Here is a 16,315-nt window from a genome sequence, read left to right as displayed (position 1 = left end):
AAATTATAATCATGTTGACGAACATTTTATTAATGATGCAACCACAAGAAGGAGCAGAAGCTAATCCATTAATGAGCTTTTTGCCACTGTTGTTGATCATCGTAGTTTTCTATTTCTTTATGATCCGCCCACAGGTAAAACGCCAGAAAGAAACGCGTAAATTCCGCGAAAGCTTAAAGAAAGGCGATAAAGTAGTTACCACCGGTGGTATTTACGGCAAAATTGCAAAAATCGAAGAAACTGTTATCCATCTTGAAATTGCAAACGATGTGGTAATCAAAGTTGATAAAAACGGTATTGTTAAAGATATGAGCGACGTTCAGCCGCAGAAATAAGAACTTATCGTTTAAAGAAAAAGGGTAGCAATTTTAAAATTGCTACCCTTTTTTATTATCTGATTTTATCGTTACATATCCAATTACCCCTCCTTGCGCAAACAAAAAAGGCGTGAAAGATAACTCTTTCACGCCTTTTCTTCCGACTTCGGTCTCCCGACTTCAAACTTTCTTACACATTAAATCTGAAGTGCATAATATCTCCGTCAGTTACAACGTATTCTTTTCCTTCAATCGACATTTTACCGGCTTCTTTACAAGCCAGTTCCGATCCAAGGGTTACAAAGTCGTTATATTTTATTACCTCGGCACGGATAAATCCTTTTTCAAAATCAGAGTGAATTACGCCGGCTGCCTGAGGTGCTTTGCTTCCTTTGTGGTAAGTCCACGCTCTTACTTCTTTTACACCTGCAGTAAAGTAGGTTTCAAGCTGTAACAGTTTGTATGCTGTTTTAATCAGTTTGCTTACACCCGGTTCTGCCAAACCAAGGTCATCCAAAAACATTTGTCTTTCTTCGTAATCTTCCAGTTCGGCAATATCAGCTTCCGTGGCAGCAGCAATCATCAACATTTCTGCATTCTCGTCTTTAATGGCTTCTTTTACTGCTTCAACGTGTTTGTTGCCTTTTATAACTGCTGGCTCGTCAACGTTACATACATAAAGAATTGGTTTATTGGTAAGCAATTGCAGCCCTTTTACTGCTGCTTCATCCGATGGATCAACTTCTACAGTTCGTGCCGATTTTCCTTCCAATAAAACTTCCTTGTATTTTGAAAGAATACGAAACATACGTTTCGCTTCAGGATCGTTTCCTGTACGTGCCTGTTTTTCAACTTTTGCAATACGGCTTTCTACAGTTTCAAGGTCTTTCAACTGCAGCTCTATATCAATTGTTTCCTTGTCGCGCACCGGATTGATTGTTTCATCAACGTGCGTAATATTCTCATTCTCGAAACAACGCAATACGTGAATAATTGCATCTGTTTCACGAATATTTCCAAGGAATTTGTTTCCCAATCCTTCTCCTTTGCTGGCACCTCTAACAAGACCCGCAATATCAACAATTTCAACTGTTGTAGGTACCACACGTTGTGGATTAACCAGTTCTTCCAACTTGCTCAATCGCTCATCGGGTACAGTAATTACACCCAGGTTCGGTTCGATTGTACAGAATGGGAAATTGGCCGATTGTGCTTTTGCACTCGACAGACAGTTGAACAAAGTTGATTTTCCAACGTTGGGCAAACCAACAATACCACATTTTAAAGCCATTATACTTATTTAAAAAATTGCGGTGCAAAGGTAATTTTTTTTTACTATTTATGTGGCAGTACAGCTTACTCAATAACAACAGACTTATTGTATATTTTACAGCATAAAGATTAGTTTTTTAAATTACTGATATTACCTTTGTATAAACATTTAACTTATGATACTGAAGCACCTATCTATTGACTGTGTAATCTTTGGCTTTAAGGACAATAAATTGTGCGTTTTGCTTTGGCAATCGGATTCGGATGTTGCCAAACGGTTTTTTACCGAAAAAGACAATTATGAAGACGTTGAAGAACTCTACACAGAAAATCCTATGCACACCGAACAAAACTATTGGGGTTTAATCGGTACGCACCTTCCACAGGAGGAGGACATTGACGATTACGCAAAATTTATTTTATCAAAAAGTACAGGTCTCGAAAACGTTTACCTCACCCAGGTAAAAACATTTGGAAAAGTAGACCGTGTGCCTTTTACCCGCGTTTTAACCACTGCCTATTATGCCATTATCAACCCGGAATACCACGACATGCGCCAGTCGGAAATGGCAAAAGTGTTAAACTGGTTCGAGATTGATAAACTTCCGAAACTTCTTTTCGACCATAAATTAATTATAGAAGAAGCATTAAGGAAACTGCGCGACCAGGTAAAATATCACCCGGTTGGTTTCCAGATGCTACCCGATAAATTTACATTAACAGAATTACAAACCCTGTACGAAGTTATTCTGGATACAACGCTCGACACGCGTAACTTCAGGAAAAAAATTCAGAATATGGGCTTGTTGGTCGACACCGGAGAAAAACAAACCAATGTTGCTCACCGCGCTGCCAAATTGTATTCTTTTGATGTGGATGTTTACAACCGCTTAAAAGAAGAAGGATTAAATTTCAGAATCTGATAATTTTTTAAACCTTTGCGGCCGGTTTATGTCTGATTGGTAACTTAATGCAAGGGCCCGATAAAAATATCATTTCCGATTTAAAGGATAAGAACAAGCGCGATCTTGCTTTTCATCAACTGGTAAGTACTTACCAGGAAAGATTGTATTGGCACATCCGAAAAATTGTGATGAACCACGAGGACGCTGACGATGTTTTGCAGAATACCTTTTTAAAGGTGTGGCGGAGCATCGATAATTTTCGTGAAGAATCGAGTTTGTTTACCTGGTTGTACCGAATTGCTACCAACGAATCGATAACGTTCATAAATTCAAAAAAGAAAAAGAATTTTATGCAAATGAACGATGTCAGCGAGTTTTTAATGGACAATCTTACCTCCGATCCGTATTTCGAAGGAAATGAAATCCAATTAAAACTTCAGCAGGCAATTCTACGTTTACCGGAGAAACAACGCATTGTTTTTAACATGAAGTATTTTGATGATCTGAAATACGATGAAATGTCGGAAATCCTTGACACATCGGTTGGTGCGTTAAAAGCCTCGTATCATCATGCAGCCAAAAAGATTGAAGACTACTTAAAAAATACAGATTAATAGTTTGTTTTTAAACCTTTTAAATAAGAAATAGTCAATAGATAAAAATGCCGTAATGGAAGAATTAAAAAACATAGCACCAGAGCTATCGAAATTAAAAAAGGAGAATGCTTTTGGCACTCCCAGAGGATATTTCGATGATTTTCCTGCACGCATGCAAATGAAGCTTGAAGCAGAAAAAAATGTTGCGGACAAACAGGAATTTAAGATTATCAATCTTTTAAAACCTGCACTTGGTCTTGCGGCCAGTTTTGCTATTATTTTCATGCTGGTTTATATTCCGATAAAAACATTCATTCCACAAGAACAAATCATTCAAACAACAGTGTCGAACGATTACAACGACCAGTTTCATACCATTTTGGAAGAACTTGATGAAAATTCGTTCTTTTCATTATTAGAGAGTAACGATACTGAAGAAAATTTTAGCGACGATGATTTGGTCGCCTATGTAAGTTCAAATTTTAGTGCATACGAAATTTTTGAATACACTGATAAGTAGATCATTATGAAACAGATATTTGCAATATTAATAGTAGGATTGTTAATTCTTTCACAATCATCAGCCAACGCACAGAATAATAACAACGAACAGGATCGTTGGGAACGTTACCGTACGGAAAAGGTTTCTTTTCTTACCACAAAACTCGATTTGACACCCGAAGAAGCACAAAAATTTTGGCCGGTGTACAATCAGATGGAAAAAGAAAGATCTGAAACGCAACGTAAAAAGCACGACCTGGAAGCGCAGGTACGCGACGCAGAAGGAAATCTTTCAAATAAAGAAATGATAAAGCTTACTCGCGAACACGTTCAGTTAGGAATAGATGAAGCGAATTTGGCTGAAAAATATAATGAAGAGTATCTGAAAATTCTTCCACCGGTTAAAGTAATTAAACTTTACAACGCCGAGAATGAATTCAGAATTCATATGTTCCGGAAGTTCAGGGACAGAAACCGAAACGACAACGAATCGTAATCAGATACAAAAAAAGACAGGCTAAAAACCTGTCTTTTTTATTTACATCTATTTTATTCTTTATAATGCTTTAAACCAATCCTGGAAGTATTTTCCTACCCAGGGAACTTCTTTTTGTTCTCCATTAATTGCACCAAGCAAACTTATTATCCAAAAAACCAATGTAATTGCCCATCCAATGATGTTTACCACCGGGATAAAAGTTATTACCACCGAAAATAACCAGATACCTAATGTTTGCCTGATATAATAACTTGCCAGTTCATCTTTTTCGCTTGAGTTTAAAACCAATGCGATAACCCAGCCTACCCAGGTAATGTGAGCTACAATTGCTTTTGTTTTTCCATCCATCTTATTTGAGTTTTAAAGTTTAACTAAATGTAAGAATTTCTTTCCGTTCTCAAAAACAAAATATCTGTTACCCCTCACCTAATCCAACCAGTACTTCTCCAGAATCTCTTTCATTTCCGGGTAGTTTACATCTGTATCATCATATTGCTGACGTAATTTTATAAGATCCTCTTTCATTTGTTTAATTACCTCTGCGTATTCCGCATCAGCGTAGGCATTAAACAATTCTTTTGGATCTTTCTGCAGGTCGTAAAATTCCCATGCAGGTTCAGTAGTTTCTTTTTCAGCACCGTTCATTCCCAAACCCTGACCATAAAAGAAAGCCAGTTTATAACGCCCATTTCTGATGCCAAAGTGCCCCGGGCGTTTTACCAAATGCAACCAGTAGCGGTAATACATCGATGTTCTCCAGTCGTCAGGAGTATTTCCTTTCAGGTTTTCTCTGAAACTTTCGCCTTCAACAAACTCCGGCGTTTTAAGGCCGGCATAATCAGCCAATAATGCAGCAAAATCAATATTTAAAATGATATCGTCTATTCTGTTACCTCCATTTAATTCTTTTGGATAGCGAATTACAAACGGCATACGAAGCGATTCTTCGTAGATCAACCGTTTATCAAAGAATCCGTGCTCTCCCAGAAAATACCCCTGATCGGCAGTATAAATTACCACCGTATTTTCAGCAAGTCCGGACTCATCCAGGTAATTAAGAAGTTTTCCGATGTTATCGTCCAAGGCAGCACCACTGCGAATAAAATCCTTAACCAGTTTTTGATAGGTTTTTTGTCGCTGCTCTTTCTCATTTAAACCATCAACCGAAAAAGGAAGCTCGGGATACTGTGCCCAATAATCGGCATTTTGTGTATTCGCCAAATAACGGTCGCGTAAGGATTCAAGCGTTTGCCCGGTGAAAGTCCGACCGGTGGTTTCTGGTCCTGCATCGTACAACGATTCGGGTTCCGGAATTTCCACACTGTCCAGTAAATGTTTAAAGCGATCAGGAAAATCGAAAGGCTCGTGTGTTGCCTTAAAATTACACATCAGCAAAAACGGTTTTGTTTTATCGCTGTTTTTTATCCAATCGATTCCAAGGGCCGAAATCACATCGCTCGAAAAACCTTTGTATTCCTTTCCTCCACCGTGTCCGTCTTCCCAGTTTTCTTTTGTTTTCAGAATCGGATCCCAATAACGTCCCTGCCCCGGAAGCACATTAAAATAATCGAAACCTGCCGGTTGCGTTTTCAAGTGCCACTTGCCAATAATTGCAGTTTGATAACCGTTTTTCTGAAGCACTTTGGCAATATTCATACTATCGGGCGACAAAGCATCGGCCAGTGTATAAACGCCATTGTGCTGACTGTAACGGCCCGTTAAAATAGCTGCACGGCTCGGTGTACATATAGAATTGGTGCAAAAACAATTATCGAGCACAACACCCTCGTCGGCCAAGCGACTGATGTTTGGCGTGTGTACCACATCTTTTAAAATTCCGCCATAAATTCCCCAGGCTTGTGAAGTATGGTCGTCACTCAGAATAAATAATATATTGGGGCGCTGTTCCTGTTCTGTTTTCTCCTGACTACATGCAGAGAAAAGAACAAGTAAAATTAGAAGGTATTGTAGTTTTTTCATCTTCATAGTTATGGATTGAGCATTCATTGTGTATTACACAATTGTGTTTACTAAACTAATCAACGCCCATGTAAATCTGTAACCAGTCTTTTTTGAGCTCATTTGACGAACGATCGTCAGCAGGATAATTTGGACTATACACCAAATTTTCTGAACGCTGAACCAGCTTTCCGTCTTTTACAAATCCATCGCCTCTTTCACTAAGATGATTCACCATTTTTTGGCGCCAGCTTTCTACTTCGCCTGTATTCTCTGATGACAAATCATGTTGCTCTCCGGGATCTGCTTTCAGGTTAAAAAGTTGCTCTTCTCCGGTTCTGAAAAACCAAATGTATTTCCATGTACCATCGGTTAAGGCGCACCAGTAATTATCTTCGCTGTATGTTGTAGCGTGTTCAAGATCGATATACTCTCTCCAGGCAGATTGCGGATTTTTAATCAAATTCAAAACTGATAATCCGTCCATTTCTTCAGGAATTTTCTCACCGGCAGCATCTAAAAATGTTGGTAGAAAATCGCGTAATTCAGTAACCGCTTCCAATTTCGAACCTGCTTCAATTTTGCTTTCAATGGATTCAGGCCATTTTACGACAAAAGGAACATTAGAAGAACCTTCGTACGCATAGGTTTTTCGCCAGTGGTAGTGGTCGCCCATCATGTCGCCATGGTCGGATGTAAAACAAATAAGTGCATTATCGTACATACCTTTTTCTTTCAAAGTCTGAATGAGTTTTCCAACCATCTCATCGATAAAAGTAATGCTGGCGTAATAATGTCGGCGGCTTTCAACGGCGTGTTCGATTCCAAAATCACCAAAAGCAGCGTCTTTACCACCATCCAAACCTTCGTATTTTCCGTCCCATTCTCCCAAATAAGGTTCCGGAATCTGAACATCTTTGTACATATCGAGAAAACGTTGTGGCGGATCGTAAGGGCTATGCGGACGTGCAAAAGACACTTTTAAGAACAACGGTTTCTCCTGATCGTAATTCTCAATTAATTCGATGGCAGTCTGGCCGGTCCAGTAGGTCGGATGTAATTTTTCGTCGAGTTGATAAACACCCGAACGGTGCTCGTTCCAGCCAATGCCTGTTTTATCCGGATCTTCGCCAGGCGCCTGCAATTTAAACCAATCGCGGTAATCGCTCACAAATCCGTCCTGTTCCACCCGGCCACTTTCATCAACCAGTGTTCCATGAAATCCGTGTAAAGCTTTTTGCGGAAACCAGTGCATTTTACCAATACCAAAAGTGTAGTAACCGGCTTCGCGAAGCATGCGGGGCATTTCGTATTTATATTTCCGTGCTACCTTGCCATAACCCAACATTCCATGGTGCCATGGCGACAAACCGGTAAGCAACCCCGCCCGTGCAGGTGTACAACTCGGCACCGACGAATAAGCATTTACAAAAGTAGCTCCGGCATCGGCGAGTTTATCGATGTTTGGCGACACAACAGCAGTATTTCCCATACACCCCAGCGCATCGGCACGTTGCTGATCAGTTATTATAAAAATAATATGTGGTTGTTTTTCCTGGCCGCTGGCAAAAAATGCCGTAGCGAAAAACAGAAAAACAAAAAGAGATAGATATTTCATACATTAGATTTATGCTGCAAATCTAATCATGAAATTCTATGAACCAAATGTACTTTGTAAAATTTTTATAAAGTATTATTTATCGTAGTTGAATTTTCTCAGGTGATGCCCCATCCTGTCGCGTTTTGTTTTCATGTAACGCTGATTGTGTTCGTTCGGAGCAACCTCGATCGAAACAATTTCCGTTACCTCCAAACCATAACCTTCAAGCCCTACACGTTTCACAGGATTATTGGTTAGCAAACGCATTTTGGTAACTCCCAGATTACATAAAATCTGTGCACCAACACCGTAATCACGTTCATCGGCTTTAAAACCAAGGTGAATATTGGCTTCAACCGTATCCATTCCCTGATCCTGAAGTTTATATGCTGCGATCTTATTCAGTAGCCCAATACCGCGGCCTTCCTGCATCATGTAAACAATAACACCTTTTCCGGCTTTTTCTATCATTTCCATTGAACTGTGCAACTGATCGCCACATTCGCAACGCATCGAACCAAAAATATCGCCGGTCATACACGACGAATGCACGCGAACCATAATCGGCTCGTTTGCTTCCCACTCGCCTTTTATCAAGGCAACATGCTCAGCTCCATTCGATTTCTGACGGAAAGGAACGATCCTGAAATCGCCGTAATCGGTTGGCAATGCAACTTCCTCGCCTCGCTCAATCAAACTTTCACTCTGAAACAGGAACGAAATCAGATCTTTTATGGTAACCAGTTTCAAATTATGTTTTTGAGAGAACTCATACAATTGTGGTAAACGGGCCATTGTTCCATCTTCGTTCATAATCTCAACCAGAACTCCCGATGGTTTTAACCCGGCTAAACGGGCCAGATCGACAGCAGCTTCGGTGTGGCCTGTTCTACGCAACACACCACGCTCCATTGCTTTTAAAGGAAAAATATGTCCCGGGCGTCCTAATTGTTCCGGACGGGTTTTTTTGTCCACCAACATTTTAATAGTAATAGCACGATCGGCAGCCGAAATACCCGTAGTTACATCCGGGTGTATCGCATCAACCGAAACAGTAAAAGCAGTTTCGTTGGCCGAGGTGTTTTTACCCACCATCAGTTCAAGGTCCAATTCCTTGCAACGATCTTCTGTTAACGCAATACAAATAAGACCCCGAGCCTGCGAAGCCATAAAGTTTACGATTTCTGTGGTGATCAATTCTGAGGCAACGATTAAATCACCTTCATTCTCACGATCTTCATCATCAACAACAATTACCATTTCACCTCTCTGAATGGCAGCAATGGCTTCAGGAATCGTGTTTAGCTTAATATCTGTCATATCTGTCCTTTAAATCAGCGGCAAAATTACAAAGTTTTCTGAAACGGTTTCATGACTTTTTGATATCCTTTGCGGGAAATAACATAAACAACACTCCTATCGTAGTCAAAAACAGCAATATTCTTATTCATACTGAACATTTTCCGTTTTCTACGTTTTATCATTCTAAATAGGACAGTTTCATAAAAGAATAGTCACTACGAGCAATCGGGAATTGAATTATGTTTCATAAATTTAATCTCAAAATAAGGCACTAAACAGCTATACCTAATGAAAAAAATACTGATACTTTTTGCACATCCGGCCTTTCAGAAATCCCGCATCAACAAAACATTGTTAGAAGCAATAAAAAATCTGGAAGGTGTGACTATCAATAACCTTTACGAAAAATATCCTGATTTTTTTATTGATGTGCCGGCTGAACAAAAATTGCTAAGCCAGCACGACGTCATCGTCTGGCATCATCCGTTCTATTGGTATAGTGCTCCGGCGCTTATAAAAGAATGGATGGATTTGGTACTTCAACATGGTTATGCCTATGGTACACACGGACGCGCGCTCGAAGGCAAATGGGCAATGCAGTGTATTTCATCCGGAGGTAGCAAAGCTGTTTATTCTGCCGAAGGCAAAAATCATTATACAGTGAACGAGTTCCTCGCGCCGTTTAACCAATCGGCTACACTTTGCCGTATGAACTATTTGCCTCCTTTTGTTGTACACGGTTCGCATTTACTTGGTGCCGCAGAACTAAAAAAACATGCAGAAGATTATCGTGCGGTTATTGAATTGTTGCGCGACAGTAAGATCAACCCCGATCTTTTTAATTCTATTGAATACATCAACGAAATAATTGAGCAAAATGCATAATCAGGAATTCTTTCTAAACGCCTTAATCTACCTCGGTGCTGCCGTTGTTTCTGTTCCAATTGCAAAAAAACTGGGGCTTGGCTCAGTATTGGGCTACCTTCTTGCCGGAATTATAATTGGTCCCTTTGTTCTAAAACTGGTTGGTACCGAAGCCGGAGAAGTTATGCACTTTGCCGAATTTGGAGTTGTGCTTATGCTCTTTATTATTGGATTGGAACTCGAACCCAAACTGTTGTGGAAAATGCGACGATCGATTTTTGGGTTGGGCGGATTGCAAGTTCTTATTACCGCCGGAATAATAACGGGAGTTTCGCTCTTGCTCAATTTCCAGCTAAACCGTGCCGTGGCCATCGGATTAATTCTGGCGCTTTCGTCAACTGCAATTGTATTACAAACCTTGAGTGAAAAAGGATTAATGCGAAATATAGCTGGGCGGTCAGCCTTCTCCGTATTGTTATTTCAGGATATGGCCGTAATTCCAATACTTGCACTTCTGCCAATAATTGCCACTTTGGGTGCACCTGCCGATCTTTCAGATACCTCGCTAAACAATATCGGTCAGGTAGCACAAATGCCGGGTTGGCTTCAATTATTGATTATTATTGGCGCTATTACGGTTCTAGTAATTATCGGCCGTTTTGCGGCACGTCATATTTTCCGTTTGGTTGCTGAAACCGGTTTACGTGAGGTATTTGTTGCACTGGCACTTCTTATGGTTATTGGAATTGCGTTAGGAATGGACGCGATCGGGCTTTCACCCGCACTGGGAACTTTTATTGCCGGTGTTGTTCTGGCCGACAGCGAATACCGCCACGAACTGGAAACCACCATCGATCCGTTTAAAGGATTACTACTCGGACTGTTTTTTATTTCGGTAGGTGCCAGTATCAATTTCAATCTGCTTATTGAAGATCCCTGGGTGATCATCCTCTTCGTGTTCCTACTCATTTTTATAAAGTTTGTGGTTCTGCTGATTTTGGGCCGTATGTTCCGGCTAAAAAAAGGTTTTGAGTTTCTCTTTGCATTTCTGTTGGCACAAGCCAGCGAATTTGCATTTGTACTTATCTCCTTCTCGAAACAAAATAAACTGTTCGACGAGCAAACTTCGGGGATGTTATTATTAGTTGTTACCCTGTCGATGGCCATTTCGCCATTGTTGCTCATTTTTAATGATAAAGCAGTGAGCCCGATTCTGGCACGTTGGCAAAACAAACTGGAATATGATGAAATTGAGCCGGAAGAAAATCCCGTGATCCTTGCCGGTTTCGGACGTTTTGGATTAACGGTTGGAAGAATATTACTCGCAAATGGATTTAAAGTTACCATTCTCGACAACAACCCATCGAATGTGGAAACACTGCGCAAATATGGTTTCAAACTGTATTTTGGCGACATCACCCGCCCGACAATGCTCGAAAAAGCCGGTATTGAAAATGCCCGCTTACTGATTCTAAGTATGGCCGAACACGAAAACGCCTTAAAAGTTGCAGAAATCGTACGTAAGAAATACTCACACGTAAAAATATTAGCGCGTGCTAAAGACATCTTTCACGTTTTTGAGTACCTGAACTTAAACATCAGCGATGTTGAACGCGAAAACTTTCATTCCGCTTCCGAACTTGGAAATAGAGCCTTGGTTGAATTGGGTTTTTCGAAATACGAAGCTTATCGTGCCACCCGAACTTTTAAACACCACGAAGACCAGGTTACCGACGAACTTTACCAACACTGGCTTGAAGACCAAAACAAATTTATTCAGGAAACCCGCCGTTTTGAGGAACAGGTAAAAGAAACGCTACAAGCCGAAAAGAATTATTCCATTCACGAAACCGATTGTGCCTGGGATGTGGATTCGTTAAAAAATGAAGCTAAAAAAGAAAAGTAGTATTACTACCTGATTATTGTAAATCAAACTTTACAATAAACCAAAAAGTGGCACATTAATTTATGTGCCCCAAGTAATTAGACCAACTCTTAAATTTAAATATGAACTTAAATTCAGAACACCCTCCCTTCCTTTTTCGAACTAATTTTTGATACGTTCGCTATACTAAATTAGACCATTTCTAAATTGGCCCATTTTCAGAAAAACTGATATTTTGACACATGCAGATTTAATTTATTATATAGTTTTGCCATCTGCAAATAGCAAAATTTAAAGTTACGGACTCAACGATTCGACATAAAGGATTTGTTATTGGTGTAAAAGACACCTCGCTGATTGTAAATATTGTCAGTCAATCAGCCTGCTCCACCTGTCACGCACAGGGAGCTTGTTCGGTTTCCGATTTCCAGGACAAGGAAATTGAGGTTACCGAATACAAAGGCAACTACAAAGTTGGCGACGAGGTTACCATCCTGTTTAAACAATCAAAAGGTTTTACGGCACTTATCTGGGGTTATGTAATTCCGTTTTTTGTTGTTCTGGGCACTTTAATTATTGCACTCGAAATTACCGGCGACGAGCTAAAATCGGGCCTTCTTTCGCTGATTATATTAATACCATACTATATAACATTATATTTTTTTAGGCATTTGTTAAAAAAAGTATTGAAATTCGAACTCGAAGAAATCTCTTAATAAAATGAGTATCACTGTTGTATATACAATTGTCACATTAGCAGTTATAGGAGCTGCGGCTGCGGTTATCCTGTACTTTGTGGCACAGAAATTCAAAGTTTTTGAAGATCCACGCATCGACGATGTGGATGAAGCACTTCCTGGGGCCAACTGCGGAGGTTGTGGTTATGCCGGTTGTCGTGCTTTTGCCGAAGCCTGTGTAAAGGCCAGTAGTCTTGGAGATTTAAACTGTCCGGTTGGTGGCAACGAAACCATGAACAACGTGGCTTCAATCCTCGGTCTTGAGGCGGTAAAAAAAGATCCCCGTGTTGCGTACATTCGTTGTAACGGGACCTGCGACAATCGTCCCAAAACCAGCAGTTTTAACGGAGCAACAACCTGCGCCATCGCATCATCGGTTTACAGTGGCGAGACCAACTGCCAGTATGGGTGCCTTGGTTTCGGCGATTGTTTCGATGCCTGCGATTTCGATGCTATTGTAATGCATCCGGAAACAGGTATTCCTGAAATTATCGACGACAAATGTGTGGCCTGCGGTGCCTGTGTTGATGCCTGCCCGAAAAGCCTTATCGAGTTACGTAAAAAGATGCCTAAAAACCGCAAGGTTGTGGTATCGTGCCGTAACCAGGACAAAGGTGGCGTGGCTCGCAAAGCATGTAGCGTGGCTTGTATCGGTTGTAGCAAGTGTTTCAAAGAATGCCCGTTTGATGCCATTACAATGGAAAACAACCTGGCATACATTGATTCGGACAAGTGTAAACTTTGCCGCAAATGTGTGGCTGTTTGCCCAACCAGTGCCATCATCGAAGAGAACTTTCCTCCGAGGAAAGCCAAGCCAGAAGTAAAAAAAGAAACTGAACCAGTAAATTAATACAGGATGTTGAAGACGTTCAAAATTGGCGGGGTACATCCTCCCGAAAATAAATTATCGAAAGATAAAAAGATTGAAGTCCTGCCACTTCCAAAAACAGTGTTTATACCGGTTGCCCAGCACATTGGTGCGCCATCAACTCCGGTGGTAAAAAAAGGCGACGAAGTAAAAGTAGGACATGTAATTGCGCAAAGCAGCAGTTTTGTTTCTACAAACATTCACTCATCAGTATCAGGAAAAGTTACCAAGGTTGATTTTTCAGCCGACAGTTCGGGGTATCCGAAACAAGGTATTTTTATTGCTGTAGATGGTGATGAGTGGGTTGAAGGAATTGACCGCTCGGAAGATTTGGTAAAAGAAATTTCAATTGACGGACCTGAAATCGTTAAAAAGATTCAGGAAGCCGGAATCGTTGGTTTGGGTGGTGCAACCTTCCCTACCCACGTAAAACTGGTGCCGCCAAAAGGTATGAAAGCAGAAGTGCTGTTGATTAACGGTGTGGAATGCGAACCTTACCTGACTTCGGATCACCGTTTAATGCTGGAAAAAGCCGACGAAATTATGGTGGGAATCCAGTTGCTGATGAAAGCAATGGGTGTTGACAAAGCCGTTATCGGTATCGAAAACAACAAACCCGATGCTATTAAATTGCTGAATCAAAAATGTGCTTCATATAAAGGAGTGAGTGTTCAGTCACTTAAAGTTCAATATCCACAAGGAGGCGAAAAACAGCTGATCAATGCAGTTACCGGAAAAGAAGTTCCATCGGGCGCTTTACCGATTGCTGTTGGTGCTGTGGTAAGCAACGTAGGTACTGCCTTCGCTGTTTACGAAGCCATCCAGAAAAATAAACCATTATTGGAGCGCGTGGTAACCGTTACCGGAAAAGGCCTCAAAAAACCATCGAACTTTTTGGTTCGCGTAGGAACTGCGACATCAGAATTGATTGAAGCAGCCGGTGGTCTACCTGAAAATACCGGGAAAATTATCAGTGGTGGCCCGATGATGGGACGCGCCATTGCATCGCTTGATGTTCCGGTAACTAAAGGTACTTCAGGACTTCTTCTGATGCAGGAAGAAGAAAGTAAACGCGAAGAAATACAAGCCTGTATTCGCTGCTCGCGTTGTACTTCGGTTTGCCCAATGGGACTGGAACCGTACCTATTGATGACTTTGGGAGAAAAACAAATTTTTGACCGTGCAGAAAACGAACGCATAATGGATTGTATTGAATGTGGCTCATGTAGCTACACTTGTCCTTCAAGCCGTCCGTTACTCGATTATATCCGTTTTGGAAAAGGAAAAGTTGGAGCGATGATTCGTTCACGTAAAAAATAAAACAATCAACTGAACGTCATCCTGAACTTGTTTCAGGATCTAAAACCACAGATTCCGAAACAAGTTCGGAATGACGTCAAAAGAAAGAATAAAACAAACAGCTGAATAATGAGTAAATTATTAACAGTTTCACCATCACCGCACGTTCATTCGAGCGACTCAACCCAGAAGATTATGCTTCGGGTGGTATATGCGATGATTCCGGCCATGGCCTGGGGTATTTTTATGTTTGGCCTCGATGCCGTTCGGGTCGGATTAATTTCGATTATATCGTGTCTGGCCGTTGAGTACCTCATTCAAAAATATGTAATGAAGGTTAAACCGAGTCTAACCGACGGATCGGCTTTAATTACAGGTATTCTTTTGGCGTTTAACGTACCGGCAAGCATCCCGTGGTGGATTATTATTATCGGTGCTATTGCAGCCATGGGAGTTGGTAAACTTTCGTTTGGAGGTTTAGGATCGAACGTGTTCAACCCGGCTTTGGTAGGTAGGGTTTTCCTGCTGATCTCTTTCCCGGTGCAAATGACATCGTGGCCATCAACTCGTATGATGGATGTTGACGCAGTTTCGGCAGCTACACCACTGGCAGTAATTAAAGAAGGAATTAAAAATGGTATTCCGGTTTCGCAATTAAAGGGCTTACCTGATTTAAGCGATATGGCCATTGGTTTTAACCATGGATCGCTTGGTGAGATTTCGGCAATTCTATTGATTCTTGGCGGACTGTACATGCTTTGGAAAAAAGTGATAACCTGGCAAACGCCGGTTTCGATTATACTAACTGTTTTGGTGGTTTCCGGAATTTTCTGGATGGTAAATCCTGAAATTTATGTGAATCCGGTTTACCACATTTTTACAGGAGGTTTAATGCTGGGAGCCATTTTTATGGCAACCGACATGGTAACTTCTCCAATGACCGGAAAAGGACAATTGATCTACGGTGTTGGAATTGGTTTGATCACGATCTCCATTCGTATGTTTGGCGCTTATCCTGAAGGTATTTCGTTCGCGATTCTGATTATGAATGCGTTTGTGCCATTGATCAACATGTATGTTAAACCTAAACGATTTGGAGGACAGTAAAATGGCAAAACGAGAATCAAGTTTTATAAATATGGTGGCAACACTTGTTTTGGTAACAGGTATTGCAGCAGCAGTTCTGGGTTTTGTTTACGATTTTACAAAAGGCCCGATCGAGGTGGCAAAATTGAAAGCACAAACCGAGGCAATTAAAACGGTATTGCCCGAATTTGACGAGTTGGGAGAAACAATGGTATTAAGTCCCGGTGAAGGACAAGACTCTCTTGAGTTTTTCCCGGCTTATAAAAATGGCGAACTGATAGGAACTGCTATAAAAACGTATACAAAAAGCGGTTTTAGCGGATTCATTTCTATTATGGCCGGCATTGACAAAGACGGAAACTTTTCGGGTTACTCAGTTTTGGAACATGCTGAAACACCAGGTTTAGGATCTAAAATGGGTGTTTGGTTCAGCAATCCTGAAAAGCCAAATCAGTATGTAATCGGTAAAAATCCGGAAACGACCAATTTTACCGTTTCTAAAGACGGTGGAGATATCGACGCGATTACTGCTTCTACAATTAGCTCCCGTGCATTTCTTGATGCACTGAACAGAGCATACAGTACTTATAAAAACAATAAAACCACCGGAGATTCCGGACAATAA

The 16,315-nt window shown here is 40.8% G+C and carries 17 protein-coding genes; 12 read left to right on the top strand and 5 right to left on the bottom strand.

Annotated elements, in window-relative coordinates:
- The first annotated feature begins 11 nt into the window (after positions 1-11).
- Entirely contained in the window at positions 12-335 is a 324-nt protein-coding gene (yajC, locus tag SLH46_RS08165; protein ID WP_320280676.1) for a preprotein translocase subunit YajC, read from the top strand.
- A 172-nt stretch (positions 336-507) separates the two neighbouring features.
- Here the strand turns inward: yajC and ychF are convergent, their stop codons facing one another.
- Entirely contained in the window at positions 508-1,608 is a 1,101-nt protein-coding gene (gene ychF / locus SLH46_RS08160; protein ID WP_320280675.1) for a redox-regulated ATPase YchF, read from the bottom strand.
- A gap of 157 nt (positions 1,609-1,765) precedes the next feature.
- On the opposite strand from ychF, the gene SLH46_RS08155 reads away from it, so the two are divergent.
- From SLH46_RS08155 to SLH46_RS08140, 4 genes are read left to right on the top strand one after another with little or no spacing between them, the layout of a single operon-like run.
- Positions 1,766-2,512, top strand: a complete 747-nt coding sequence (locus SLH46_RS08155) for an NUDIX hydrolase (RefSeq protein ID WP_320280674.1) — start codon at positions 1,766-1,768, stop codon at positions 2,510-2,512.
- Positions 2,513-2,559: 47 nt separating this feature from the next.
- A complete protein-coding gene (locus SLH46_RS08150) occupies positions 2,560-3,108 on the top strand; it encodes an RNA polymerase sigma factor (RefSeq protein WP_320280673.1) in 549 nt (182 codons plus the stop codon).
- Between the two features lie 55 nt (positions 3,109-3,163).
- Entirely contained in the window at positions 3,164-3,610 is a 447-nt protein-coding gene (locus SLH46_RS08145; protein WP_320280672.1) for a hypothetical protein, read from the top strand.
- A 6-nt stretch (positions 3,611-3,616) separates the two neighbouring features.
- Positions 3,617-4,087: a hypothetical protein gene (locus SLH46_RS08140; RefSeq protein WP_320280671.1), complete on the top strand. Its 471-nt coding sequence runs from the start codon at positions 3,617-3,619 to the stop codon at positions 4,085-4,087.
- Between the two features lie 60 nt (positions 4,088-4,147).
- Here SLH46_RS08140 and SLH46_RS08135 read toward each other — a convergent pair whose 3' ends face one another.
- The 4 genes from SLH46_RS08135 to SLH46_RS08120 all read right to left on the bottom strand — a co-directional run bounded on the left by SLH46_RS08135 (position 4,148) and on the right by SLH46_RS08120 (position 8,969).
- Complete coding sequence (locus SLH46_RS08135) at positions 4,148-4,438, bottom strand: hypothetical protein (protein WP_320280670.1); 291 nt, start codon at positions 4,436-4,438, stop codon at positions 4,148-4,150.
- Positions 4,439-4,516: 78 nt separating this feature from the next.
- Complete coding sequence (locus SLH46_RS08130) at positions 4,517-6,070, bottom strand: sulfatase family protein (RefSeq protein ID WP_320280669.1); 1,554 nt, start codon at positions 6,068-6,070, stop codon at positions 4,517-4,519.
- Positions 6,071-6,125: 55 nt separating this feature from the next.
- Positions 6,126-7,667: an arylsulfatase gene (locus SLH46_RS08125; protein WP_320280668.1), complete on the bottom strand. Its 1,542-nt coding sequence runs from the start codon at positions 7,665-7,667 to the stop codon at positions 6,126-6,128.
- Between the two features lie 75 nt (positions 7,668-7,742).
- Positions 7,743-8,969: a bifunctional 3,4-dihydroxy-2-butanone-4-phosphate synthase/GTP cyclohydrolase II gene (locus SLH46_RS08120; protein ID WP_320280667.1), complete on the bottom strand. Its 1,227-nt coding sequence runs from the start codon at positions 8,967-8,969 to the stop codon at positions 7,743-7,745.
- Between the two features lie 270 nt (positions 8,970-9,239).
- On the opposite strand from SLH46_RS08120, the gene kefF reads away from it, so the two are divergent.
- The 7 genes from kefF to SLH46_RS08090 all read left to right on the top strand — a co-directional run bounded on the left by kefF (position 9,240) and on the right by SLH46_RS08090 (position 16,315).
- Complete coding sequence (kefF, locus tag SLH46_RS08115; RefSeq protein ID WP_320280666.1) at positions 9,240-9,836, top strand: glutathione-regulated potassium-efflux system oxidoreductase KefF; 597 nt, start codon at positions 9,240-9,242, stop codon at positions 9,834-9,836.
- Positions 9,829-11,721, top strand: coding sequence for a monovalent cation:proton antiporter-2 (CPA2) family protein (locus tag SLH46_RS08110; RefSeq protein WP_320280665.1), 1,893 nt, complete (start codon positions 9,829-9,831; stop codon positions 11,719-11,721). The genes kefF and SLH46_RS08110 overlap by 8 nt, the downstream gene beginning before the upstream one ends.
- Before the next feature lie 254 nt (positions 11,722-11,975).
- Positions 11,976-12,416 (top strand): SoxR reducing system RseC family protein, encoded by a 441-nt coding sequence (locus tag SLH46_RS21675; RefSeq protein WP_442873556.1) that lies wholly within the window; start codon positions 11,976-11,978, stop codon positions 12,414-12,416.
- Positions 12,417-12,420: 4 nt separating this feature from the next.
- Entirely contained in the window at positions 12,421-13,287 is an 867-nt protein-coding gene (locus SLH46_RS08105; RefSeq protein ID WP_320280664.1) for a Fe-S cluster domain-containing protein, read from the top strand.
- A gap of 6 nt (positions 13,288-13,293) precedes the next feature.
- Positions 13,294-14,625 (top strand): electron transport complex subunit RsxC, encoded by a 1,332-nt coding sequence (gene rsxC / locus SLH46_RS08100; RefSeq protein ID WP_320280663.1) that lies wholly within the window; start codon positions 13,294-13,296, stop codon positions 14,623-14,625.
- 108 nt (positions 14,626-14,733) lie between these two features.
- The gene (locus tag SLH46_RS08095) at positions 14,734-15,711 is read left to right on the top strand and encodes an RnfABCDGE type electron transport complex subunit D (RefSeq protein WP_320280662.1); all 978 of its coding nucleotides are present in this window, start codon (positions 14,734-14,736) and stop codon (positions 15,709-15,711) included.
- Entirely contained in the window at positions 15,698-16,315 is a 618-nt protein-coding gene (locus SLH46_RS08090) for an RnfABCDGE type electron transport complex subunit G (RefSeq protein ID WP_320280661.1), read from the top strand. Before SLH46_RS08095 ends, SLH46_RS08090 begins: the two co-directional genes overlap by 14 nt.

The organism is Draconibacterium sp. IB214405, assembly GCF_033963885.1.
Taxonomy (GTDB): domain Bacteria; phylum Bacteroidota; class Bacteroidia; order Bacteroidales; family Prolixibacteraceae; genus Draconibacterium.
This window is presented reverse-complemented; position numbering and strand designations above follow the sequence as displayed.